Source organism: Pseudomonas sp. RP-B7 (genome assembly GCF_059803535.1).
The window spans coordinates 42,579-66,057 of sequence record NZ_JAPFHC010000011.1; the positions used below are offsets into that span (position 1 = coordinate 42,579).

17 protein-coding genes are annotated in these 23,479 nt (G+C 60.5%); 8 read left to right on the forward strand and 9 right to left on the reverse strand.

What is annotated here, in order from left to right; translation table 11 throughout:
* The first annotated feature begins 35 nt into the window (after window positions 1-35).
* Window positions 36-1,403 (forward strand): DNA repair protein RadA, encoded by a 1,368-nt coding sequence (radA, locus tag OPU96_RS12515; protein WP_017737417.1) that lies wholly within the window; start codon window positions 36-38, stop codon window positions 1,401-1,403.
* A gap of 16 nt (window positions 1,404-1,419) precedes the next feature.
* Window positions 1,420-2,145, forward strand: a complete 726-nt coding sequence (locus OPU96_RS12520) for a hypothetical protein (protein WP_498559144.1) — start codon at window positions 1,420-1,422, stop codon at window positions 2,143-2,145.
* Window positions 2,146-2,149: 4 nt separating this feature from the next.
* Here the strand turns inward: OPU96_RS12520 and OPU96_RS12525 are convergent, their stop codons facing one another.
* Complete coding sequence (locus tag OPU96_RS12525; RefSeq protein WP_226455766.1) at window positions 2,150-2,518, reverse strand: PilZ domain-containing protein; 369 nt, start codon at window positions 2,516-2,518, stop codon at window positions 2,150-2,152.
* 174 nt (window positions 2,519-2,692) lie between these two features.
* Here OPU96_RS12525 and OPU96_RS12530 point away from each other — a divergent pair, with 174 nt between their 5' ends.
* From OPU96_RS12530 to yjiA, 3 genes are all read left to right on the forward strand, one after another.
* Complete coding sequence (locus OPU96_RS12530) at window positions 2,693-4,759, forward strand: carbon starvation CstA family protein (protein ID WP_226455765.1); 2,067 nt, start codon at window positions 2,693-2,695, stop codon at window positions 4,757-4,759.
* Between the two features lie 15 nt (window positions 4,760-4,774).
* Window positions 4,775-4,972: a YbdD/YjiX family protein gene (locus OPU96_RS12535; RefSeq protein WP_003194308.1), complete on the forward strand. Its 198-nt coding sequence runs from the start codon at window positions 4,775-4,777 to the stop codon at window positions 4,970-4,972.
* A gap of 157 nt (window positions 4,973-5,129) precedes the next feature.
* Entirely contained in the window at window positions 5,130-6,089 is a 960-nt protein-coding gene (gene yjiA / locus OPU96_RS12540; protein WP_498559145.1) for a GTPase, read from the forward strand.
* A 188-nt stretch (window positions 6,090-6,277) separates the two neighbouring features.
* On the opposite strand, the gene glyA is transcribed toward yjiA, so the two are convergent.
* Entirely contained in the window at window positions 6,278-7,531 is a 1,254-nt protein-coding gene (gene glyA, locus OPU96_RS12545) for a serine hydroxymethyltransferase (RefSeq protein WP_192298967.1), read from the reverse strand.
* Window positions 7,532-7,771: 240 nt separating this feature from the next.
* The gene (locus tag OPU96_RS12550; protein ID WP_498559146.1) at window positions 7,772-11,623 is read right to left on the reverse strand and encodes a sensor domain-containing protein; all 3,852 of its coding nucleotides are present in this window, start codon (window positions 11,621-11,623) and stop codon (window positions 7,772-7,774) included.
* Window positions 11,624-11,908: 285 nt separating this feature from the next.
* On the opposite strand from OPU96_RS12550, the gene ettA reads away from it, so the two are divergent.
* Together ettA and gdhA are read left to right on the forward strand one after the other, a co-directional pair.
* The gene (gene ettA / locus OPU96_RS12555; RefSeq protein ID WP_226455762.1) at window positions 11,909-13,573 is read left to right on the forward strand and encodes an energy-dependent translational throttle protein EttA; all 1,665 of its coding nucleotides are present in this window, start codon (window positions 11,909-11,911) and stop codon (window positions 13,571-13,573) included.
* 358 nt (window positions 13,574-13,931) lie between these two features.
* Complete coding sequence (gdhA, locus tag OPU96_RS12560; RefSeq protein WP_226455761.1) at window positions 13,932-15,269, forward strand: NADP-specific glutamate dehydrogenase; 1,338 nt, start codon at window positions 13,932-13,934, stop codon at window positions 15,267-15,269.
* On the opposite strand, the gene OPU96_RS12565 is transcribed toward gdhA, so the two are convergent.
* The 6 genes from OPU96_RS12565 to OPU96_RS12590 all read right to left on the reverse strand — a co-directional run bounded on the left by OPU96_RS12565 (window position 15,266) and on the right by OPU96_RS12590 (window position 20,544).
* Complete coding sequence (locus OPU96_RS12565; RefSeq protein WP_192298963.1) at window positions 15,266-15,754, reverse strand: GreA/GreB family elongation factor; 489 nt, start codon at window positions 15,752-15,754, stop codon at window positions 15,266-15,268. The two genes, gdhA and OPU96_RS12565, sit on opposite strands and share 4 nt — an antisense overlap.
* 70 nt (window positions 15,755-15,824) lie before the next feature.
* Entirely contained in the window at window positions 15,825-16,181 is a 357-nt protein-coding gene (locus OPU96_RS12570) for a hypothetical protein (protein WP_226455759.1), read from the reverse strand.
* 162 nt (window positions 16,182-16,343) lie between these two features.
* Complete coding sequence (locus tag OPU96_RS12575; protein WP_192298961.1) at window positions 16,344-17,429, reverse strand: type I restriction endonuclease; 1,086 nt, start codon at window positions 17,427-17,429, stop codon at window positions 16,344-16,346.
* Window positions 17,430-17,645: 216 nt separating this feature from the next.
* On the reverse strand, window positions 17,646-17,945 hold the full coding sequence (locus OPU96_RS12580) for a chorismate mutase (protein WP_192298960.1): 300 nt from the start codon (window positions 17,943-17,945) through the stop codon (window positions 17,646-17,648).
* 165 nt (window positions 17,946-18,110) lie between these two features.
* Window positions 18,111-19,964 (reverse strand): Lnb N-terminal periplasmic domain-containing protein, encoded by a 1,854-nt coding sequence (locus OPU96_RS12585; protein WP_226455757.1) that lies wholly within the window; start codon window positions 19,962-19,964, stop codon window positions 18,111-18,113.
* Between the two features lie 91 nt (window positions 19,965-20,055).
* Window positions 20,056-20,544, reverse strand: coding sequence for a DUF3015 domain-containing protein (locus OPU96_RS12590; RefSeq protein ID WP_253399264.1), 489 nt, complete (start codon window positions 20,542-20,544; stop codon window positions 20,056-20,058).
* A gap of 268 nt (window positions 20,545-20,812) precedes the next feature.
* On the opposite strand from OPU96_RS12590, the gene OPU96_RS12595 reads away from it, so the two are divergent.
* Window positions 20,813-23,251 carry a Lon protease family protein gene (locus OPU96_RS12595; protein ID WP_192298958.1) on the forward strand — a complete coding sequence of 813 codons (2,439 nt, stop codon included), beginning with the start codon at window positions 20,813-20,815 and terminating at the stop codon, window positions 23,249-23,251.
* Window positions 23,252-23,479: the final 228 nt, after the last annotated feature.

Below are 23,479 nucleotides of genomic sequence, written 5' to 3' on the forward strand. Positions count from 1 at the left end.
GCTATCATCGCGGTTTTTCGGTTGGAGGTTCTCATATGGCAAAGGCCAAGCGCATGTACGGCTGCACGGAGTGCGGCGCGACCTTTCCCAAATGGGCCGGCCAGTGCGGTGAATGCGGTGCGTGGAACACCCTCACCGAAACCATGATCGAAAGCGGCGGCGCGGCAGCCCCCACCGGTCGTGCGGGCTGGACCGGGCAACAGGCGCAGATCAAGACCCTGGCCGAAGTCAGCGTCGAAGAGATCCCGCGTTTTTCCACCGCGTCCGGCGAACTGGACCGCGTGCTCGGCGGCGGCCTGGTGGACGGCTCGGTCGTGTTGATCGGCGGCGATCCCGGCATCGGCAAATCGACCATCCTGCTGCAAACCCTGTGCAGCATCGCCAGCCGCATGCCGGCGCTGTATGTCACCGGCGAAGAATCCCAGCAACAAGTGGCCATGCGCGCCCGTCGCCTGGGTTTGCCCCAGGACCAACTGCGGGTGATGACCGAAACCTGCATCGAAAGCATCATCGCCACGGCGCGTATCGAAAAGCCCAAGGTCATGGTGATCGACTCGATCCAGACCATTTTCACCGAGCAACTGCAATCGGCACCGGGCGGCGTGTCCCAGGTGCGCGAGAGTGCGGCGCTGCTGGTGCGTTATGCCAAGCAGAGCGGCACAGCGATCTTCCTGGTGGGCCACGTGACCAAGGAAGGCGCACTGGCCGGGCCACGGGTGTTGGAGCATATGGTCGACACCGTGTTGTATTTCGAGGGCGAATCCGACGGCCGCCTGCGTTTGCTGCGGGCGGTGAAGAACCGCTTCGGTGCGGTGAACGAGTTGGGTGTATTTGCCATGACCGACCGGGGGCTGAAAGAAGTCTCCAACCCCTCCGCGATTTTTCTGACCCGTGCCCAGGAAGAAGTCCCGGGCAGTGTGGTGATGGCGACGTGGGAAGGCACCCGGCCGATGTTGGTGGAGGTGCAGGCGCTGGTGGATGACAGTCATCTGGCCAACCCCCGGCGTGTCACGCTGGGCCTGGATCAGAACCGCTTGGCCATGCTGCTGGCGGTATTGCACCGGCACGGCGGCATTCCGACCCACGACCAGGATGTGTTCCTCAACGTGGTGGGCGGGGTCAAGGTGCTGGAGACCGCGTCTGACCTGGCGTTGATGGCGGCGGTGATGTCCAGTTTGCGTAACCGGCCGTTGCCTCACGACCTGTTGGTGTTTGGTGAGGTGGGCCTGTCTGGCGAAGTGCGGCCCGTCCCAAGTGGCCAGGAGCGCTTGAAGGAAGCCGCCAAGCACGGCTTCAAGCGTGCGATCGTACCCAAGGGCAACGCGCCGAAGGAGTCGCCACCGGGGATACAGATTATTGGGGTGACCCGCCTGGAACAGGCATTGGATGCACTTTTTGAATAACTCAGGGATAGGCGTCATGCAACGAATGAATCGCTGGGGCGCGCTTGCCCTGTTCATGACCTTGGCCGGATTGCCCGCCATGGCGCGGGCCGACGTGCCAGCGGGGTATCGGCTGGCACAAACGCTGGTCACCCAAGAGGGCAGCAGCTTGCAGGTGCTGGAAGACCAGCGCATCAGCGCCCAATTGCACAAGGACAGCTGGGGCAGCGGGCTGGATGAAGACTCGTTCGACGAGCCCGGTGATCTGGTTGAAAACCCGTTGCGAGAGGCCCAGGTGCGGTTGGTGTCGGCCTCCGGCGCGGTGATAGCGCACAAGGACCTCGGCTACCCGCTGGCCAAGGTCAAGAAAGCCGCGCTCAACGGGCAGCCGGAGCCTGTGTATTTTTTGACCATCGACCAGACCGCCCCTATGGGCAGCTACAGCGGCCCGGCCACGCAATTGTTGCTGCCTGCCAAGCAGCAACTGGAGCCGGTGGGCTACCAGGACGCGGATGGCAAACTCAAGCCACTTATCCTGGCCAGCACCGGCAAGGCGGCCTGGAAGGTTTCGACGCCTGCTGGCGGCGGTGCGGATGAACTCTTGCAAGTCTCGTCATTCATGGACGGCGACGGTGACGATGATTTTGCCACGCGCTACCAGACCTACCGTTGGGTAGGGGGGCAGTGGCATGGGGCATCCACGCAGAAAGCGGGTTACTGGGACACGGAAAGCGACTTCCCGGCACGTACGGCATTTCCCTGAGCCCTCACACCTCCAGCAGCGCCCCCAGCTCCCGCTCCAACTCTTCCTGGTCGCCCAGATTCAACTCGATCAGCCGCCGCAGGTGGCTGATCGACTCCAGGTCGATGTCTTTGCACACAAAGCCCAACTGGCCGCGATCATCATGGGCCAGTCGTACCTGCATCTTGATATGGGCCTTGGGGTCCAGGCGTATGTCGACGTCGAAAGGCAACGCTTTGTTGCCCTTCCAGTCCTCGGGCCGTTGTACCAACAGCCCCTTTAGCGACAGATCCACCAATTGCACTGGCCATTCCCGGCCGTTCTGCCGCAGTTCAGTCTTGGCGTCAAAGGCGATCCTGCGGAAACGGCGGCGGTCAGACGGTTGCTCGGTCATGGTGAAGCCCTCTGGAGATAGAAGGATTGTAGCCCTGCGCCATTATTGGGCTGGTATTTCTGCTTTTTTTGCCCGCTGAAGGCTCTAGACCAACGTAGGGGGGTGGTCTTTAAAGCCAACAGCGCTAAACTCGGAGCGGCTGTCCTTTCTGTCCACCCTGGCTGGAATATAAAAATGAAAAATAATAATAGCCTGCTACGCCACCTACCCTGGCTGGTGCTGGCAATCGTAGGAGCGTGCGCCCTTGGCGTAGTGGCCTTGCGCCGCGGCGAGGCGATCAACGCCTTGTGGATTGTGGTCGCTGCTGTGGCCATCTACCTGGTTGCATACCGCTACTACAGCCTGTTCATCGCGAATAACGTGATGCAACTCGATCCACGGCGGGCCACCCCCGCAGTGATCAACAACGACGGTCTGGACTATGTGCCGACCAACAAACATATCCTTTTCGGTCACCACTTTGCGGCGATTGCCGGTGCAGGCCCCTTGGTCGGCCCGGTGCTGGCGGCACAAATGGGCTACCTGCCCGGCACGCTCTGGCTGATTGCCGGTGTGGTACTGGCCGGCGCGGTGCAGGACTTCATGGTCCTGTTCCTGTCCACTCGGCGCAACGGCCGTTCCCTGGGGGATATGGTCCGCGAAGAGATGGGCCGCATTCCGGGGACTATCGCGCTGTTCGGCTGCTTCCTGATCATGATCATCATCCTTGCGGTGCTGGCGCTGATCGTGGTCAAGGCCCTGGCCGAGAGCCCGTGGGGTATCTTCACGGTGATGGCGACCATCCCGATCGCGATGTTCATGGGCGTGTACATGCGCTACATCCGCCCGGGCCGCATTGGTGAAATCTCGATCATCGGCGTGCTGTTGCTGCTGGGTTCGATCTGGCTGGGCGGGCAGATTGCCGCTGACCCGGTGTGGGCCAAGGCCTTCACCTTCACCGGCATTCAAATCACCTGGATGCTGATCGGCTACGGTTTCGTCGCGGCGGTACTGCCGGTATGGCTGATCCTGGCGCCGCGTGACTACCTGTCGACCTTCCTGAAAATCGGCACCATCATCGCCCTGGCCATCGGCATCCTGGTCACCATGCCAGAGCTGAAAATGCCCGCGCTGACCCAGTTCATCGACGGCACCGGCCCGGTGTGGAAGGGCGGCCTGTTCCCGTTCCTGTTCATCACCATTGCCTGTGGCGCGGTCTCGGGTTTCCACGCGCTGATCTCCTCGGGCACCACGCCCAAGCTGCTGGATAACGAAACCAACGCCCGCTACATCGGTTACGGCGGTATGTTGATGGAGTCGTTCGTGGCCATCATGGCGATGGTTGCGGCTTCGGTAATCGAGCCTGGCGTGTACTTCGCCATGAACAGCCCGGCCGCCGTGGTCGGTGCCGATGTCGTTGCCGTTGCGCAAACCGTCAGCAGCTGGGGTTTTGCGATTACCCCGGAGGCGCTGCAAGCCGTCGCCCATGACATCGGTGAAACCACCATCCTGGCTCGAGCCGGTGGTGCGCCGACCCTGGCCGTGGGTATCGCGCAGATCCTGCACAGTGTGCTGCCGGGTGAAAACACCATGGCGTTCTGGTATCACTTCGCGATCCTGTTCGAAGCGCTGTTCATCCTGACGGCGGTTGACGCCGGTACCCGCGCCGGTCGCTTCATGTTGCAGGACCTGCTCGGCTCCTTCGTGCCTTCGCTCAAACGCACCGAATCGTGGACCGCCAACCTGATCGCGACTGCCGGTTGCGTGGCCATGTGGGGTTACCTGCTGTACCAAGGCGTGATCGACCCACTGGGCGGCATCAACACCTTGTGGCCGCTGTTTGGTATCTCCAACCAGATGCTCGCGGGTATCGCGCTGATGCTGGCGACCGTCGTGCTGATCAAAATGAAACGCCAACGCTACATCTGGGTGACCATGCTGCCGGCAGTCTGGCTGCTGATCTGCACCACTACCGCAGGCTTCATCAAGCTGTTCGACGCCAACCCGGCGATCGGCTTCCTGTCGCTGGCGAAGAAGTACAGCGATGCATTGGCCAATGGCCAGATCCTCGCCCCGGCGAAGAACATCGACCAGATGCAGCACGTGATCTACAACGCGTACACCAACGCAACGCTGACGGCGATGTTCCTGTTCGTGGTGTTCAGCATCCTGTTCTATGCGCTCAAGGTCGGCGTAGCCGCCTGGGGCAACAAAGAGCGTACGGATAAAGAAGCCCCGTTCCAGGCCCTGCCGGACGCGTGATAGAGGATTGCAGCCATGTTCAATGACATCAGTCGCCTCGGTAAATACCTCGGTCAGGCCGCGCGCCTGATGGTCGGCATGCCCGACTACGACACGTACGTCGAGCATATGCAAACCAAGCACCCGGACAAACCGGTGATGGACTACAAGGCGTTCTTCCGGGAACGCCAGGAAGCCCGTTACGGTGGCAAGGGTGGGCCCAAGTGCTGTTGACCCGGTAGCCCGGGCTGGCGGTGATCCCATGTGGGAGCGGGCTTGCTCGCGAAAGCGGTTTGTCAGTTGATGTATGTGCTGGCTGACACATTGCTTTCGCGAGCAGGCCCGCTCCCACATTTGTTTTGTGTTCCTTCAGTTATAAGGAGAACTGTCTTTGTCCTCTCCCATCCCCGTAACCATCCTCAGTGGCTTCCTCGGCGCCGGCAAGACCACCTTGCTGCGTCACCTGCTCAAAGCCGAGCACGGCCTGAAAATCGCCGTGATCGAAAACGAATTCAGTGATGCCGGTATCGACACCCAACTGTTGGGCGATGAGCCGGTGCAAGTCATGACCCTGTCCAACGGCTGCGTGTGCTGCACCATCCACACCGACCTGAGCAAGGCCTTGTACCTGCTGCTCGAACGCCTGGACAGCGGCGAAATTGCCTTCGACCGCCTGGTGATCGAGACCACCGGCCTGGCCGACCCGGCGCCGGTGGCACAGACCTTTTTCATCGACGAGGAACTGCGTGAGCGCTACATCCTCGACGGCATCATCACCCTGGTGGACGCGGCCCACGCCGAGCACCACCTGACCCAGACCATCGCCCAGGCCCAGATCGGCTTTGCCGATCGCCTGCTGGTGAGCAAGCGCGATCTGGTGGATGACGCCACCTTTGACGCCCTCAGCGAACGCCTGACCCGCATCAACCGTCGGGCGCCGATTCGGGTGGTCGATCACGGCACCATCGACCTGGCCGAATTGCTCGATGTGCGCGGCTTCAACCTCAACGCCGGCATGAGCCTGCGCCCGGTGCGCGCTGCGCCGTCCATCGACCGTATCTCCAGCCTGGTGCTGCGCACCGACCAGCCGCTGGATATCGATCGCCTCAGCGAGTTCATGAATGAACTGCTGGAAGACCACGGTAAGCAGCTGTTGCGTTACAAGGGCGTGCTGAATATTGCCGGTGAAGACCGGCGCATGGTGTTCCAGGGTGTGCTCAAGCTCTACGGCTTTGATTGGGACACGGAGTGGGAAGAGGACGAGGCGCGCGAGAGTGTGATTGTGTTTATTGCCGATGAGTTACCGGAAGACAAAATCCGCGAAGGATTTGCACGGGTTTACCAATCCTGAATTGAAATACGATCAAAAAATGTGGGAGCGGGCTTGCTCGCGAAAGCGGTCTTTCAGTGGATACATGTGCTGACTGAACCACTGCTTTCGCGAGCAAGCCCGCTCCCACATTGATTGCATTTCAACTCAAATTTTGCCCATAAAAAAGCCCGGCTCTTGAGCCGGGCTTTTCATTCAAGCAACTGCAATCAAGCGCCGTACACCGGCAGCTTCTTGCAGATGGCCTTGACCTTCTCACGTACCGCGTCGATCACGGCTTCGTTGGAAAGATCTGCCAGGATGTCGCAGATCCAGCCGGCCAGTTCCTTGCACTCTGCTTCCTTGAAGCCACGAGTGGTCACAGCCGGGGTGCCGAAGCGCAGGCCGGAAGTGACGAACGGCGAACGTGGGTCGTTCGGCACGGAGTTTTTGTTCACGGTGATGAAGGCTTTGCCCAGGGCAGCGTCAGCATCTTTACCGGAGATTTCCTGCTTGATCAGCGACAGCAGGAACAGGTGGTTTTCAGTACCGCCGGAAACCACGTCAAAACCGCGCTCGATGAACACGCTGGCCATGGCCTGGGCGTTCTTGACCACTTGTTGCTGGTAGACCTTGAACTCAGGCTGCAAGGCTTCCTTGAAGCAGATCGCCTTGGCCGCGATCACGTGCTCCAGCGGGCCGCCCTGGGCGCCCGGGAATACGGCGGAGTTCAGCTTCTTCTCGATGTCGGCGTTGGCGCGAGCCAGGATCAGGCCGCCACGTGGACCGCGCAGGGTCTTGTGGGTAGTGGTGGTGACCACGTCAGCGAAAGGCACCGGGTTCGGGTAGACGCCAGCGGCGACCAGACCGGCCACGTGGGCCATGTCGACGAACAGGTAGGCGCCAACCTTGTCGGCGATAGCGCGGAAGCGTGGGAAGTCCAGGATCTGCGAGTAGGCAGAGAAACCGGCCACGATCATTTTTGGCTTGTGTTCAACAGCCAGGCGCTCGACTTCGTCGTAGTCGATCAGGCCGTTGCCATCGATACCGTATTGAACGGCGTTGTACAGCTTGCCGGAGGAAGAAACAGTGGCACCGTGGGTCAGGTGACCGCCGTGGGCCAGGCTCATGCCCAGGATGGTGTCGCCCGCTTGCAGCAGGGCCAGGTACACGGCGCTGTTGGCTTGGGAACCGGCATGCGGCTGGACGTTGGCGTAATCGGCGCCGAACAGTTCTTTTGCACGGTCGATGGCCAGTTGCTCAACCACGTCGACGTACTCGCAACCACCGTAGTAGCGCTTGCCTGGATAGCCTTCGGCGTACTTGTTGGTCAGAACCGAACCCTGAGCCTCCATGACCGCTGGGCTGGTGTAGTTTTCCGAAGCGATCAGCTCGATGTGCTCTTCCTGGCGCACGGCTTCTTGCTCCATGGCGGCGAAGAGATCGGCGTCGTACTTGGCAATAGTCAAATCACGGCTGAACATGGCGGTCCTCAAGGATCGGGGGCAGAAAAGGAGGGCATTCTAACCCAACCGCTTTTAGATGGCATATGAAAGGACGTCATGTCGCGGACAAGTGGGGCTCATCTGGGGATGGGCGGTGGCTGTGAGGGCCTCTTCGCGAGCAAGCCCGCTCCCACATTTGACCGAGTTCCAACTTTGAAATGCGGACGAATGTGGGAGCGGGCTTGCTCGCGAAGAGGCCAGCAGCCTCACCACAAAGTCTCAGTCGAACATGAACAGCGCATCATTGCTGAACTGCGCTTCAAACCGGCTCGCCGGCATCGGCCGTCCAAACAGGTAGCCCTGCACTTCATCGCAACCATGCTCACGCAGGAAGTCGAGTTGCTCATGGGTTTCCACGCCTTCGGCGATCACCGCCAGGTTCAGGCTGTGGGCCATGGCGATAATGGCGCGGGCGATCTGGGCGTCCTGTTCGCCAGACGGCAGGCCGTCGACAAAGGTGCGGTCGATCTTCAGCACGTCGATGGGGAATTGCTTGAGGTAGTTGAGCGACGAGTAACCCGTGCCGAAGTCGTCGACCGCAATGCTCAGGCCCAGGTTTTTCAGGCCGTCGAGGATGTGCAGGGCTTCGTTGACTTCGCGCATAAGGATGCTTTCGGTCAGCTCCAGTTCCAGGCACGCCGGGGGCAGGCCGGTGTCTTCCAGGATGCTGGCGATGCGTTCGCCCAACTGGCCGTCGGAGAACTGCCGCGCCGAGATGTTCACCGAGACTTTCGGCACGCGCACCTTGTTCTGGTGCCAGGTCTTGAGCTGGCGGCACGCCTCGCTGATTACCCAGTCGCCCACATCCACCACCAGGCCCAACTCCTCCAGCACCGGGATGAAGTCCCCCGGCGGCACCAGCCCGCGACGCGGATGACGCCAGCGCAGCAAGGCTTCGGCGCCGGTCAGGCGCTTGCCGTCGCCGCTGAACTGCGGCTGGTAATAGAGCACGAACTCGTTCTGGTCCAGGGCATGGCGCAGGTCGCTTTCCAGCTCCAGGCGCTCCAGGGCGCTGGCGTTCATGTCGGCCTGGTAGAACTGGAAGTTGTTCTTGCCGCGTTCCTTGGCGTGATACATCGCCGTGTCGGCGTTTTTCATCAGTTGGCTCAGCTCGTTGCCGTCCTGCGGGCTGAGGGCAATGCCGATACTGGCGGTGACGAAGAATTCGCGGCCTTCGAGCACAAACGGCTTCACCAGGCTGGCGAGGATCTGTTCGGCCACGTGGATCGCGCGGTTCAGTGCCATTTCGCGGCTGATGCGCGGTTGCAGCAGCAAGGTGAACTCGTCGCCACCCATGCGCGCCACGGTGTCGTCTTCGGCGACGCAGCCAAGCAGGCGCGTGGCCATTTCCTTGAGCATGCGGTCGCCGGCGGCGTGGCCCAGGGAATCGTTGATCGGCTTGAAGCGGTCGAGGTCGAGGAACATCAGCACGACCCACGACTTCTGCCGTTCGGCCGATTGCAACGCGGTGTGCAGGCGGTCCTGGAACAGCGTGCGGTTGGGCAGGTGGGTCAGGGCGTCGTAGTAGGCCAGGCGGTGGATACGCTGCTCACTGGCCTTGCGCTCGCTGATGTCGCTGAAGAAGCACACGTAGCTGGCCAGGTCGCCTTCGTCGTCGAACACGGCGGTAATGCCGACCCAGGCCGGGTAATGCTCGCCGTTGCGGCGCTTGAGCCACACTTCGCCTTCCCAGGTGCTGTGCTGGTGCAACTGCTTGAGGACGTAGCGCAGATGGGCTTCTTGCTGTTCGTCGACGGTGAGCATGTTCGGCAACTGGTCGAGCACGTCGGCCACGCTGTAGCCGCTGACGCGGGTGAATGCGTCGTTGGCCTGGACGATATAGCCGGCCGGGTCGGTGATCAGGATCGCCGAGGTGGAGTGTTCGAATACCGTGGCCGCCATGCGCAGGTCTTTCTCGGCGCGGCGTTGCTGGCTGATGTCGCGGCCGACGCCAAGGATGCCTTCGAACGTGCCGTGTTCATCCCACACCAGCACCAGGCGCAATTCGATCGGCACTTTGCGCCCGTCGGCGCGCAGGCAATCGAACAGGAACAGCTGGGTCCGCGCTTCGTCGCGCAGCCTGGCCAGTGCGTCGGTATCACCGAGGGCGCGGCTGACCTGTTCCACCAGGCTGTAGATGCCGGTCAGTTGCTGCGGGTTGGCGATGATCGACTGCCAGCCGTTCTTGAACACCCAGTCCACGTTGTAGCCCAGCACCGCGTTGACCGACGGGCTGATGTAGTTGAGGGCCAGTTGGCTGTCGGTGGAGCAGATCACGTCGCTGATGCTTTCGGCGAGCATGCGGTAGCGCTGCTCGCTGTCGCGCAGGGATTCACTGGCTTCGATCTGGTCGGTGATGTCCTTGGCCACGCCGATGATCCGCGTGACCTGCGCCGCCTTGTCCCGCGCCAGGGCCTGCTCGCGAATTTCGAAGCGGCGCCACTGGTTGTTGCGGTGGCGGAAGCGTAACTGGCATTGCAACTGGGTCGAATAACTGGCCTGGCGCTGTTGTTGGCGCAAGTCGTGGTAGCGCTCGGCGTCTTCGGGGTGCAGCAGGATTTCCCAGAAATACTCGCCCATTTGCAGCAGTTCGGCTTTGTTGTAGCCGAGGGTGTGGCCCAGGTGATGGTTGCTGAAAATCATGCGCTGGCTGATTACGTCCTGCACATACAGGTGGTCGGGCACGGTGCGGACCACGTCCGACCAGAAACTCTCGCGTTCCACCAGTGACAGCTCGATCAGCTTGCGGCTGGTGATGTCGCTGATGCTCAGGATCACCGCCTTGAAGTCGTCCTGCTGCTCCGGCAGGCGCATCACCAGCCACAGGTATTGGTCATTGCCGGCGACATCGTTGAGGTGGATTTCCAGCTCCAACTGCTTCTGCTGGGTCAGCACCGCTTCCAGCACCTGGTAGCCGATGGCCGTGGCGTTGTGCGGGCAGTCATCGATCAGGCGCTCCCAGGCTTCCTCGCACGAGCCGACGTTGAGCAAGCGCACTGCGACCTGGTTGACCTCGGTGATGCGCAGTTCCCTGAGCAGTTGCTGGCGCTGTTCGCGGTTGCCTTGCAGCCAGTCGTGCAATTGTTCGCGGGTTTGCAGCCTGGCCTTGTCAAAGAACGTGTTCAGTCCCGACAGGTCCAGCACGCACAGGGCCACGCCGGTGCCCTCGAAAATATCCTGGTAGCGCCGCCGACCTTCATGCACCTGGCGCTGGCGGCGGCGCATGTTGACCAGCACGAATACCGGGATCAGCGAGAACGCGAGGCCGAGCAGGCACTTGCCGATGAAGGCGGGCAGCAGTTCTTCCAGCACGGCATTGCGGTCGAACAGGCCGCGCAATTGCCAGTCGCTTTTGCTCAGGGGGGTGATGAGTACACTTTTATTCAATTCGTCCGGGGTCAGCGCCACGGCCCATTGCGCCGGCATGCCGCTGTCACGGCCGACCACGCGGTGATTGATGCGGTTCTCGATAGCCCACGTCGGTCGCTGGCCCTGGCCATCCTGGCGAGTCAGGTTGACCAGGTAGGCGGGCGCCAGGCGCAACACCCAATACACCCGCGAGCCGCCAGTTGGCTGGTGCAGCAACAGATAGATGATCGTGCCGTCGTTGCTGTTGCTCAGGTAGTAAGGCTGGGAATGGCTGCGTTGCACCAGCTCTTCGAGCCAGGCCGCATCCTGGCTGTCACTGGCGCTGTCGCTGATCATTGCGCCGCTGGGGGCCAGCAAGGCGATGCTGCGCAACTCCGGCAGGGAGCGCTGCAACGTATGCACCAGGGCCTGCTGCTGTTCGCTGTTGCGCGGCGGCTCGACCATCGGTAGCAGGTTCAGGGCGATTTTTGCGCTCAGGGCCATGTTCAGGCTGATCTGCTCGGCCAGGTCGGCGCTGTAGTCGATGGTGTATTGCTGCTGGTTTTTCTGGTTTTGCTGCAACTGGTCCAGCAGTTGCCAGAACAAAAGCGCGAGCAACAAAAGGACGAGCGTCGCCAACGCGCCTTTCAAGGTGCCATGCAGGGGCGCTCCCGGCGCGATATGAGCGGCGCGTAGGGGAGTAGGCGGCGTGACTTTGGACAAGCTGTGATCCTGCGGGTTGGCTGGACTGGCGTGCGACACGCACTATAAGCCGGACGCCGAAGGGCGGCTAGCATGCCTTGAGTTGTGGCAAAGTGCCAGCCCCGCTTGGCTGGACTGGCCAGGCGCATTCAGGTAGCTTTGCCGGTTACGCGGGGGCGTTCCAGCCCCAGACATTCAGGCTCTTTCCGCACGCAGGCATTGATTACCGTCAACGGCCCGCGCGGCGCATGGCCTGGCACGGGCTTCGCCCGCATTAATTCATCAGTCACTGACGCTAGGTTTACCATGGCTCAATACGTCTTCACCATGCATCGGCTGGGAAAAGTAGTTCCGCCGAAGCGGGAAATCCTGAAAAACATTTCGCTGTCCTTCTTCCCCGGCGCCAAGATCGGCGTGCTCGGCCTCAACGGTTCGGGTAAGTCCACACTGCTGAAAATCATGGCCGGCGTCGACACCGAGTTCGAAGGCGAAGCCCGCCCGATGCCCGACCTGAACATCGGTTACCTGCCGCAAGAGCCGATCCTGGACCCGACCAAGACCGTGCGTGAAGTGGTTGAAGAAGCCGTCGCCGTGATCAAGAACGCCCAGGCGCGCCTGGACGAGGTCTACGCCGCCTACGCCGAGCCGGATGCCGACTTCGACAAGCTGGCCGCCGAACAGGCCAAGCTCGAGGCCATCCTGCAGGCTGGCGACGGTCACAACCTTGAGCGCCAGCTGGAAGTCGCCGCCGACGCGCTGCGCCTGCCGGCGTGGGACGCCAAGGTCGAACACCTGTCCGGTGGCGAGAAGCGTCGTGTGGCCCTGTGCCGCCTGCTGCTGTCGGCCCCCGACATGCTGCTGCTCGACGAACCCACCAACCACTTGGACGCCGATTCCGTCGCCTGGTTGGAACATTTCCTTCACGACTTCCCAGGCACCGTGGTTGCGATCACGCACGACCGTTACTTCCTGGACAACGTTGCCGGCTGGATCCTCGAGCTCGACCGTGGCGCCGGTATCCCTTACGAGGGCAACTACTCCGGTTGGCTGGAAGCCAAGTCCGACCGTCTGGCCGCCGAATCCAAGCAGCAATCGGCCCACGAAAAAGCCATGAAGGAAGAACTGGAGTGGGTGCGCAAAGGCGCCAAGGCCCGCCAGTCCAAGTCCAAGGCGCGTCTGCAACGCTTCGAAGAAATGCAATCGCAGGAATTCCAGAAGCGTTCGGAAACCAACGAGATCTACATCCCGGCCGGCCCGCGCCTGGGTGACAAGGTCATCGAGTTCAAGAACGTTTCCAAAGGCTATGGCGACCGCGTGTTGATCGATAACCTGTCGTTCTCCATGCCAAAAGGCGCGATCGTCGGCGTTATCGGTGGTAACGGTGCGGGTAAATCCACACTGTTCCGCATGCTGATGGGCAAGGAAACCCCGGACTCCGGCAGCATCGAGATCGGCGAAACCGTGCAACTGGCCTGTGTGGACCAGAGCCGTGAAGACCTCGACGGCAGCAAGACGGTGTTCCAGCAGATTTCCGACGGTTCCGACCAGATCCGTATCGGCAACTATGAAATCCCGTCGCGCACCTACGTCGGCCGTTTTAACTTCAAGGGCGGCGACCAGCAGAAGTTCGTCAAGGACCTGTCCGGTGGTGAGCGCGGTCGCTTGCACCTGGCCCTGACCCTCAAAGAGGGCGGCAACGTCCTGCTGCTCGACGAACCGTCCAACGACCTTGACGTTGAAACCCTGCGTTCCCTGGAAGAAGCCCTGCTGGACTTCCCGGGCGCCGCCATTGTGATCTCTCACGATCGGTGGTTCCTTGACCGCGTCGCGACGCACATCCTGGCGTACGAAGACGACTCCCAGGCGGTGTTCTTCGAAGGCAACTACACCGAGTACGAAGCCGACCGTAAGAAGCGCTTGGGCGAAGCCGCTGCCCAGCCGCACCGCGTGCGTCACAAAAAACTGGCCTGATTCGGGTTGGTGGTGTGAAAGAGCGGAGCCTTCGGGCTCCGTTTTTTTTGTGTTTTTCTGTAGGACCGAGGTGCATTCATCGCAGGCAAGCCAGCTCCCACATTCGACCGCGTCGCTGCGGATGTACTCGGTCAAATGTGGGAGCTGGCTTGCCTGCGAAGGCTGTTTATTTGTTGGTGCATTGCTTGGGTTGGTAATCCCTTTTAAGGTGCAAAAAAAACCTGTTTTTCAGGTTTATTTATATCCAATGCACCATTTAAATTCACAAAAGCGACATTTTGCCCTGTCGCAGTGCGACATGAATTGATAAAGTCCGGCTCAATCTCATTTAAAAACAATCAATTTGCCGAGACTTTTCATGATCGAATCCGTCGAATCCTTCCTTGCCCGACTCAAGAAACGCGACCCGGACCAGCCAGAATTCCACCAGGCTGTAGAAGAAGTCCTACGCAGCCTGTGGCCGTTTCTCGAAGCCAATCCCCACTACCTGACCTCGGGCATCCTGGAGCGCATCTGCGAGCCGGAACGCGCGATTACCTTCCGGGTGTCGTGGGTCGATGATCATGGCAAGGTCCAGGTCAATCGCGGTTTCCGCATCCAGATGAACAGCGCCATCGGCCCGTACAAGGGCGGCCTGCGCTTCCACCCGTCGGTGAACCTGGGCGTGCTGAAATTCCTCGCCTTCGAACAGACCTTCAAGAACTCCCTGACCTCGCTGCCCATGGGCGGCGGTAAAGGCGGTTCGGACTTCGACCCCAAGGGCAAGAGCGACGCCGAAGTCATGCGTTTCTGCCAGTCGTTCATGAGCGAGCTGTACCGTCACATCGGCGCCGACGTCGACGTGCCGGCCGGCGATATTGGCGTGGGCGCCCGCGAGATCGGTTTCCTGTTTGGGCAGTACAAGCGCCTGAGCAACCAGTTCACCTCCGTACTGACCGGCAAGGGCATGACCTATGGCGGCAGCCTGATCCGTCCGGAAGCCACCGGTTTCGGTTGCGTGTACTTCGCCGAAGAGATGCTCAAGCGCGACGGCCTGCGGGTTGAAGGCAAGCGCGTGGCGGTGTCCGGTTCCGGCAACGTGGCGCAATACGCGGCGCGCAAGGTCATGGACCTGGGTGGCAAAGTGATTTCCCTGTCCGACTCCGAAGGCACGCTGTATGCCGAAAGCGGCTTGACCGAAGAACAGTGGTCGGCGCTGCTGGAACTGAAAAACGTGCAACGCGGGCGCATCAGTGAGCTGGCCGAGCGTTTCGGCCTGGAATTCCGCAAGGGCCAGACGCCGTGGGAGCTGGCCTGCGATATTGCACTGCCCTGCGCGACCCAGAACGAACTCGACGCCGATGCGGCGCGCACCCTGCTGCGCAATGGCTGCATTTGCGTAGCCGAAGGCGCCAACATGCCGACGACGCTGGCGGCCGTGGATCTGTTCATCGAGGCGGGCATCCTGTTCGCGCCGGGCAAAGCCTCCAATGCCGGTGGCGTGGCCGTCAGCGGCCTGGAAATGTCGCAGAACGCCATGCGCCTGCTGTGGACGGCCGGTGAAGTGGACAGCAAGCTGCACAACATCATGCAGTCGATCCACCATGCGTGCGTGCACTACGGCGAAGAAAACGGCCGGATCAACTACGTCAAGGGCGCGAACATCGCCGGTTTCGTCAAAGTCGCCGACGCGATGCTGGCCCAAGGCATCGTCTAAACCTCGGGGTCGATGCGCAACACTTCGATCAACTGATCGCCGACGGGGCGCTTCCACAGCACCTCGTCCCCCACCTGGGCCCCGAGCAATGCGCGGCCCAGGGGCGAACCCCAGTTGATCAGGCCTGCCGCAGCGTCGGCCTGGTCTTCACCGACCAACTGAATGCGCTGCTGCACGTCTTGCTCATTGGCGAAGGTCACCCAGCTGCCGATCTGCACCTTTTCGGTGGAAGTGGCCGGCGCTACGACTTGGGCGCTCTGCACCCGCTGGTTGAAGTAACGCAGGTCCCGCTCAAGGTCGGCCTGGCGCTGTTTATCATCTTTGGCGGATTCGACGCTGTAGTCGTGCTGCAATTGCGCGACTTTGGCCTGCAACTGCGCCAACCCCTGCGCAGTCACACGGTTGGGCTGATCACTGACGTGACGCTCCACCGGCTGGTCAGCCTGGGCGGCGGCGTTGTCCTCATTTACAAAAGCTCGGCTCATGACAGTCTCCCTCAATGGAGTTTCGGCCATGTTCGCCGCGCTTTAGTTTCAGTGGATGTCTGAAAGCGACCTATTGCGAACGATAGGCCTTGGCGGCGTCGCGGTCCTTCTCATGCTGCCAGGCGCGCTCACGGTCGTCCCAGTGATTGTCCTTGTAGTCGCGCAACTCTTCGTTCTCACGCATGGCCTTGCACTGGCGGAAGCCGTCCTCCCAGCCTTCGGCGTACTCGCGATCCTTCAGATAACGCGGGACGTTCTTGCGAAACTCCCCACTGATCACCCCGGCCGCTTGCCGCCCGCTGCTGCAGCCGTCGTCAAAGCCATCGGCAAAGGCTGGGGGGTAGCCCTTGGCCAATAACTCCTGATGGGTCGACTGGCAACCCGACAACCACACCACCGCGCATAGCAATACCGCATACCGCCACATGACGAACTCCCTGGCCGCTTACCGGCTGATGGGGATAAGTCTAGATAGGGAATTGTCGGGGGGGTGTGAAAGGGAGGTGAGAAGGCTGTTGGGCGCGGGGTAAATGTAGGAGGGGACTTGTCCCCTCATACATTTTGGCCTTTGTTGGGCTTAAGAGCGGGGTCAGTCGTAGTAACCCACTGTTTTTTTCAGTTGATCCGCGTACTCGTAAATCTCATCGATGGACGAGATTGCGTGGCGGGTCTCGTTTTTTTCTTCGTCGAAAACACCGAGGTATTTCTGACTGCGATTGAAGTGCAGGCGGCAAATCGGCTTGCGATTGTTATCGTCCAGCAATATCCCAAAATAGCTTTGGGTATCTCGCTGGACAATCCGTTTTGCGTCGACCACCGAGCGCACGACAGCCCGAACGATGTGATAACCCTCTAGCTCTTCCAGGGTTGTCAGGATTTTTTCTTCAGACTCGTCTCTATTTTGCACCTCTGGGGGGGTGCCGTTCGAAATGGGGGCTGATGCCAGTGTCGGTTGGATCACGCCACTCATTGCCGACTTGAGGCGATCATTGATTTGGTCATTTAAAAATTGGGCCAACGCTTTTCGTGTTAGCTCGAAAAATTGCTCGCGCACTTTCTGCGTGATGACACCCTCGTAAACACGGGATGCGAAGAATTTCACAAAGTCGTCTTCTGGTTTGCTGACCTGGCTGCCAATGAGCTTTTTGAGTTGGCTGACGTATTTCAGCTCTCCGGCGGCATTGATAATGGAATCAACATCAAATGCCGACTTGGTGAGTTTGATCAACTCCGGAACGGAGTATTCATCAATGTCTAGCAGGTCCAATTCCAGAAACGGCTTTTCGTCCATTTTGTTAGGGGCGTCCAAGTCTGTAAAAAAGCGGTAGACCTGGCCGTTAGTGAGAATCGAGATTCTTGCGCTGGTGACATGAAAGTAACGAAAGAGCTGTGATGCGTGATTGATGCTCAATGATTCGCCAATTTTTTTGCATTCGATGAGTATCTGGACCTCACCGTCTTTCATGATCGCGTAGTCGATTTTTTCGCCTTTCTTCGTACCCACATCACAGACGAATTCGGGCATCACTTCTTGTGGATCAAACACGTCGTAACCCAGCACCGTGTTGATAAAAGGCATTACGAAAGCATTTTTTGTCGCTTCTTCGGTTTGAATGGCGGGGCCTTGTAACCGAACCTTTGCTGCCAGACTGGTGAGCTTTTCAAAAAATTCCATACTTAGCCTCTACCTATTCGGATCCGTGTATAGATGTGGTGGCAATTTGATTGCTACCCGAGACTAGACTCAAATCCGTATAAAGCGAGGCTTAGCAGCAACAAGTTTGATGCTCGCCGAAAAAGCTAAAAAACCCTTAGATATTTCTTGCTTGCTAATCAGTGAGTTGAATGTGGCATGTGGGTTTTCTATGCAGGCCAACAAATTTGCTAATTTCTAGCTGACTTCTCCGAGCTTCGCATGCTCAGCCAGCTCCTGCTGGATAAACGCCGCAATCATGGCGCGATAGACCTGTTCGGTAACGTCCGGGTTTGCGCCGAGCGTGTGGGACAAGTCCCGCACCTTGGCGATGACCTGTTCAACCCGTTGGGGCGCCTTGACGCTATCGGTGTCTTTTTTGAAGCGCGCGGCCTGGGAGACATAGTTGCCGCGCTCTGCCAGCAGGGTGACGATTTGCTGGTCGAGGCGGTCGATGTTGCTGCGCACGTGTTCGAGGGTGGTGCAGGTAACGGCCATGTTGGTTGAGCTCCTTTAGGTGTATCTGAATGGATGCGGGCCCGATGTGGGAGCGGGCTTGCCCGCGAATGCGGTGGGGCAGTCGATACGCAAGTGGCTGATACTCTGCATTCGCGAGCAAGCCCGCTCCCTCATTTTTGATCTGTGTCGGGCTTTGGGGCGGGGTCAGTAGTGGTACCACTTCACTTCGAGCATCACCTCGTTGATGGGGGTCGACAGGTGGCTGTACTCACGCTGCGCACTCAGGCGCAGGCCCAGGTTGCGCGACAATTCCCACTGCTGGTTCAGGCTGAGACTACGGCGTACTTCGCCATTGGTAAAGAAATCCCCCCTGGCTTCCAGGCTCAGGTTGCCCAGCGGGTTTTTCCACAGCACGCCGGTGTTGAACCCTGCCGCCGGGGAGATGGCCTCGTTGAAGTCGTTGTTGTGTTCCACGCGCACGGTGCCGAGGGCGAAGCCGAGCATGTCGTCGCGCAGTTGCCAGGTGCCGCCGGCGCCGCCGTTGACGTGGGCGACAAGGGTTTCGTCGTCGTGTTTGCCCGGTACGCGCTCCAGGCCGCCGGTGACTTGCCAGGACAGCGGTTGCAGCAAGGCGTTGCGCGGGGTCAGGGAGCGGATGGTGGCCAGGTCCAGTTGCTGCAATTGCCAGTGGTTGCCTTCGTACTGGCGCAGTTTCATTTGCAGGATTTCGATCTGCGCGCCGAGGGGGAAGCCTTCGGCGTTGTCGTTGAGGTCGTGGTAGGCCATGCGCAGGCCGTATTCGCCAAAGGCCTTGTCACCCCGGGTGCCGATGCCGGCTTGCCAGGTGCGTGACTCATGGCCGTTTTCCGGCAGGCCTGGCGGCTGGATCTTCAGGTCCGGAGCAGGGTTCTGGTTGATTGCGCGCAGCAGTTCGAAGCTGCGCTGGGAGCGGGCCGGGTCACGCTCCAGGCCGTTGGCGCGGTAGCGGCCCAGACGGTAGGCGGCGTCGATGATCAGGGCTTGGCGGTCTTTGGCGAGCGCTTTGAACGCGGGGTCCTGCAAGTGTTTCTGTTCTTCGCTGACCTTCAGCACCCATTGCTGCTCATCGCTGTCCAGGGGCTTGGCGCGTTCCAGCAGCTCGCGTTCGCGCGATGGGCGGTAGTCGATCTTCTCGACAAGGCCGGCGTCCTTGACGGCCTTGACCGTGTCGGTGGGGATCGCGGTCAGTGGGAACTGTTCGGTCAGGCGCAGGCCGGGGCGGGCGACTTGCAGCAATTCCAGCAGGCGATAGGAGCAGTTTTCGTCGAAGAAGAAGTAGTCGAACTTGATCTGCTTGAGCTCCCACACGTGCTCGACCATGCGCTCGGTCTCGACCTGGGTCAGGTTGAGGCGGTATTCCCACAGGTCGCGGTTTTCGAGGCTACGGTACTCGGAAAGCTTTTCCTGGTAGGGGACCAGCGCAAACAGGCCGGGATAGCCGCCCATCAGGCCTTTCCAGGCGTAGAGGATGCTGTTGTCCGAGCCTTCGATATACGCGCCGAAGTTGATCGCGTAGCTGAGCAGCGCGGTGTTGTCTCGTTGCACGTCGGCCTGGTCGATGCGCAGCAGGGTGTGGCCGAACATCGACGACGGGCTGTTGAGGTAGGCCGCCGGGAAGATCATCACCGCGCTGTGGGGCGCGACGTCCTTGAACCATTGCTTGAATTCGCTGCAGTCCACGGCGGGCAGGCCGCTCAGGTGCAATTGATCCTTGAGCCAGCGGGTACGTGCGGGGTAGACGCATTGGGCGTGTTTTTCACCCAGGCTTGCGGGCGCATACAGCGCGTCGACGGTCGCCTTGAGTTCGGCATCCGGGTGGTGCGCGCCGTCGGCGGCGAGGAAGAATTTCTGGTCGCTGACATAGCTGCGCCAGCCACTGATTTTACCGGCTTCGTAATGGCCCAGAGACAGCCAGAACGGGTCGTTGGCCAGTTGCTGCAAACGTTGATCATCAAGATGCGGGGCCGCGTACAGCGGGGCGCAGGCGAAGAGTGCCATCCAGGCAAGGCGTTTGAGCATAAGGGCAACTTAAGTCGGAAAAAGTGAGACCCAAAAGGGGAGCGGGTCCAAACGTAAAACCCGCGCCTGGGGAGGCGCGGGCTGGTCGAGCTTAAGCTTGGGTTACGTATTTCGCCAAGCGTGCATCACTTTTCAGGACAGCGAGGGTGTTGTTGTGCACGTCGTCAGCGGTCACGTCAGCCTTGCTGAAGATCTGCTGGAAGTGTTCGTGGGTCACGGCCGCGAAGTGCTCGCGATCTTCTGGCGCCACACCCAGTACCACCGCGTAGGTGGTCAGTGCTTCGCCATTGCCCTTGGCCATGTCTTCGGACAGCTCGTTCATCATGCCGTTCATGGCAATCCAGGACTTGCCGCCGTAGGTCAGGGCGCTGTTGGTGCTGCAACCGTTGGTGCCCGAAGTCATGCCGAAAGTGGCGTTACCGGACGTGCCGTTGGTGGTGGAGGCGAGGAAGTGTGCCGGCGTACCGCGTTGGCCTTCGAACAGCATGTTGCCCCAACCGCAGTTCGGGCCGCCTGGGGATTCTGCCATTGCATTGAGGGAGACAACGGTGAAGAGAGTACCGAGAAGGATCCGTTTCATAGCTTTTTTCTCTTTGTGTGCAAACCAATGGACAAGGGTCAGGCGCGTCGCAGCGCCTCAGGGGCCAGTTATTATTTGTCCGACCCGCGCAGTTTGGAGTTTAGGCAGGTTCCAGGGGTTCCGTGATTTTTTACTAACAATCAGAGTTTTCGCGATTTTTATGTAGGACCTGTTACGTATCCGAGCTTTCCCAACGTCGCGCCTTGCCAGAGCGCGCAAGCGAGAGCCAGAATGCCGTCATCTGCCCCGCCTGATGTAAGGAAGCCCGATGCCTGATCCTGTTGCTGCCAGCTTGCGTCTAGCGCCCGAAGCGCTGACTCGCCCTTTCTCCGCTGAACAGTTCAGCTTCTCGACCACCAATGATTTGGAGCCCTTTCGCGGTGTGCTTGGCCAGGAACGTGCGGTTGAAGCCTTGCAGTTCGGTGTGGCCATGCCACGCCCCGGTTACAACGTGTTTGTCATGGGCGAGCCGGGGACCGGTCGCTTTTCGTTCGTCAAACGCTACCTGAAGGCCGAAGGTAAACGCCTGCAGACCCCATCGGACTGGGTCTACGTCAATAATTTCGATGAGCCTCGCGAGCCGCGTGCCCTGGAATTGCCAGGCGGTGCGGCGGCAGCGTTCATTGCCGACATCAACGGCCTGGTCGACAACTTGGTGGCGACCTTCCCGGCCGTTTTCGAGCACCCGACCTACCAGCAGCGCAAAAGTGCGATCGACCGCGCCTTCAACCAGCGCTACGACAAGGCCCTGGACGTGATCGAGCGCCTGGCCCTGGAAAAGGACGTGGCGCTGTACCGCGACAGCTCCAACATCGCCTTCACCCCGATGCTCGACGGCAAGGCGCTGGACGAGGCGGAGTTTTCGCAGTTGCCGGAAGCTGACCGCGAGCGCTTCCACACCGATATTTCCGAGCTGGAGGAGCGCCTCAACGAAGAGTTGGCGAGCCTGCCGCAATGGAAGCGTGAGTCGAACAACCAACTGCGCCAGTTCAACGAAGAAACCATCACCCTGGCCCTGCAGCCTCTGCTTGCGCCGCTGTCGGAAAAATACGCGGAAAATGCTGGTGTCTGCGGTTACCTGCAAGCCATGCAGGTGTACCTGCTCAAGACCGTGGTCGAGCAACTGGTCGATGACGCCAAGACCGACGCCCAGGCGCGCAAGCTGCTCGAAGAGCAGTACTGCCCGAGCCTGGTGGTGGGCCATCCGGTCAACGGCGGCGCGCCGGTGGTGTTTGAACCGCATCCGACCTACGACAACCTGTTCGGTCGGATCGAATACAGCACCGACCAGGGCGCGCTCTACACCACTTATCGCCAGCTGCGTCCCGGCGCCTTGCACCGTGCCAACGGTGGTTTCCTGATCCTTGAGGCCGAGAAAATGCTCGGCGAACCGTTTGTGTGGGACGCCCTCAAGCGCTCCCTGCAATCGCGCAAACTCAAGATGGAGTCGCCGTTGGGCGAACTGGGCCGCCTGGCTACCGTGACCCTCAACCCGCAGATGATCCCGTTGCAGGTCAAGGTGATCATCATTGGTTCGCGCCAGCTGTATTACGCGTTGCAGGACGCCGATCCGGACTTCCAGGAGATGTTCCGCGTGCTGGTGGACTTCGACGAGGACATCCCGATGGTCGACGAGAGCCTGGAGCAGTTCGCCCAGTTGCTCAAGACCCGCACCTCGGAAGAAGGCATGGCACCGCTGACCTCGGACGCGGTGGCGCGGTTGGCCACGTACAGCGCGCGGTTGGCGGAACACCAGGGGCGCTTGTCGGCGCGGATTGGGGATTTGTTCCAACTGGTCAGTGAGGCCGATTTCATTCGTCACCTGGCCAGCGATGAAATGACCGACGCCGGGCATATCGAGCGCGCACTCAAGGCCAAGGCCACCCGCACCGGGCGTGTGTCGGCGCGGATTCTCGACGACATGCTCGCCGGCGTCATCCTGATCGACACTGACGGCGCGGCCGTGGGCAAGTGCAACGGGCTCACGGTGCTGGAAGTCGGCGATTCGGCCTTCGGCGTGCCGGCGCGGATTTCCGCCACGGTGTACCCGGGCGGCAGCGGTATTGTCGACATCGAGCGTGAGGTCAACCTTGGCCAGCCGATTCACTCCAAGGGCGTGATGATCCTCACGGGTTACCTGGGGAGCCGTTATGCCCAGGAGTTCCCGCTGGCGATTTCGGCGAGCATTGCGCTGGAACAGTCCTACGGTTATGTGGACGGTGACAGCGCGTCCCTGGGCGAGGCGTGCACCCTGATCTCGGCCCTGTCGAAGACGCCGCTCAAGCAGTGCTTTGCCATCACCGGCTCGATCAACCAGTTCGGCGAAGTGCAGGCGGTGGGTGGGGTCAACGAAAAGATCGAAGGCTTCTTCCGTCTTTGCGAAGCCCGCGGCTTGACCGGCGAGCAGGGGGCGATCATTCCCCAGGCCAACGTCGCCACGCTGATGCTCGATGAGAAGGTGTTGCAGGCCGTGCGTGCCGGGCAGTTCCATATCTATGCGGTACGTCAGGCGGACGAAGCCTTGAGCCTGCTGGTGGGCGAGCCGGCCGGTGCGCCGGATGAAGAAGGGCAGTTCCCGGAAGGCTCCGTCAATGCGCGGGTGGTTGAGCGTTTGCGCGTGATCGCGGAGATGATCAGCGAGGAAGACCTGAAGGACGCGGAGAAGGAGCTGGCGCAGGAGGCGCTGGCCGAAACCAAGCCGACCTGACGTTGTAGTGAGCGGGCTTGTCCCGCGCCGGGTGGCGAAGCCGCCCCAAATCCATACGCCGCGGTCTGTCTGAAACACCGCGGCGTTCCGTTTGGGGCGGCTTCGCCACCCGGCGCGGGGCAAGCCCGCTCACTACAGTCATAAAATTGGCGGTGGAGGGGGGGTGATGGCCGTTGGTCTCTACGGTCTTGGTTTGTAGCGATTTTATTCTATTCTCTGCTCAAGGGA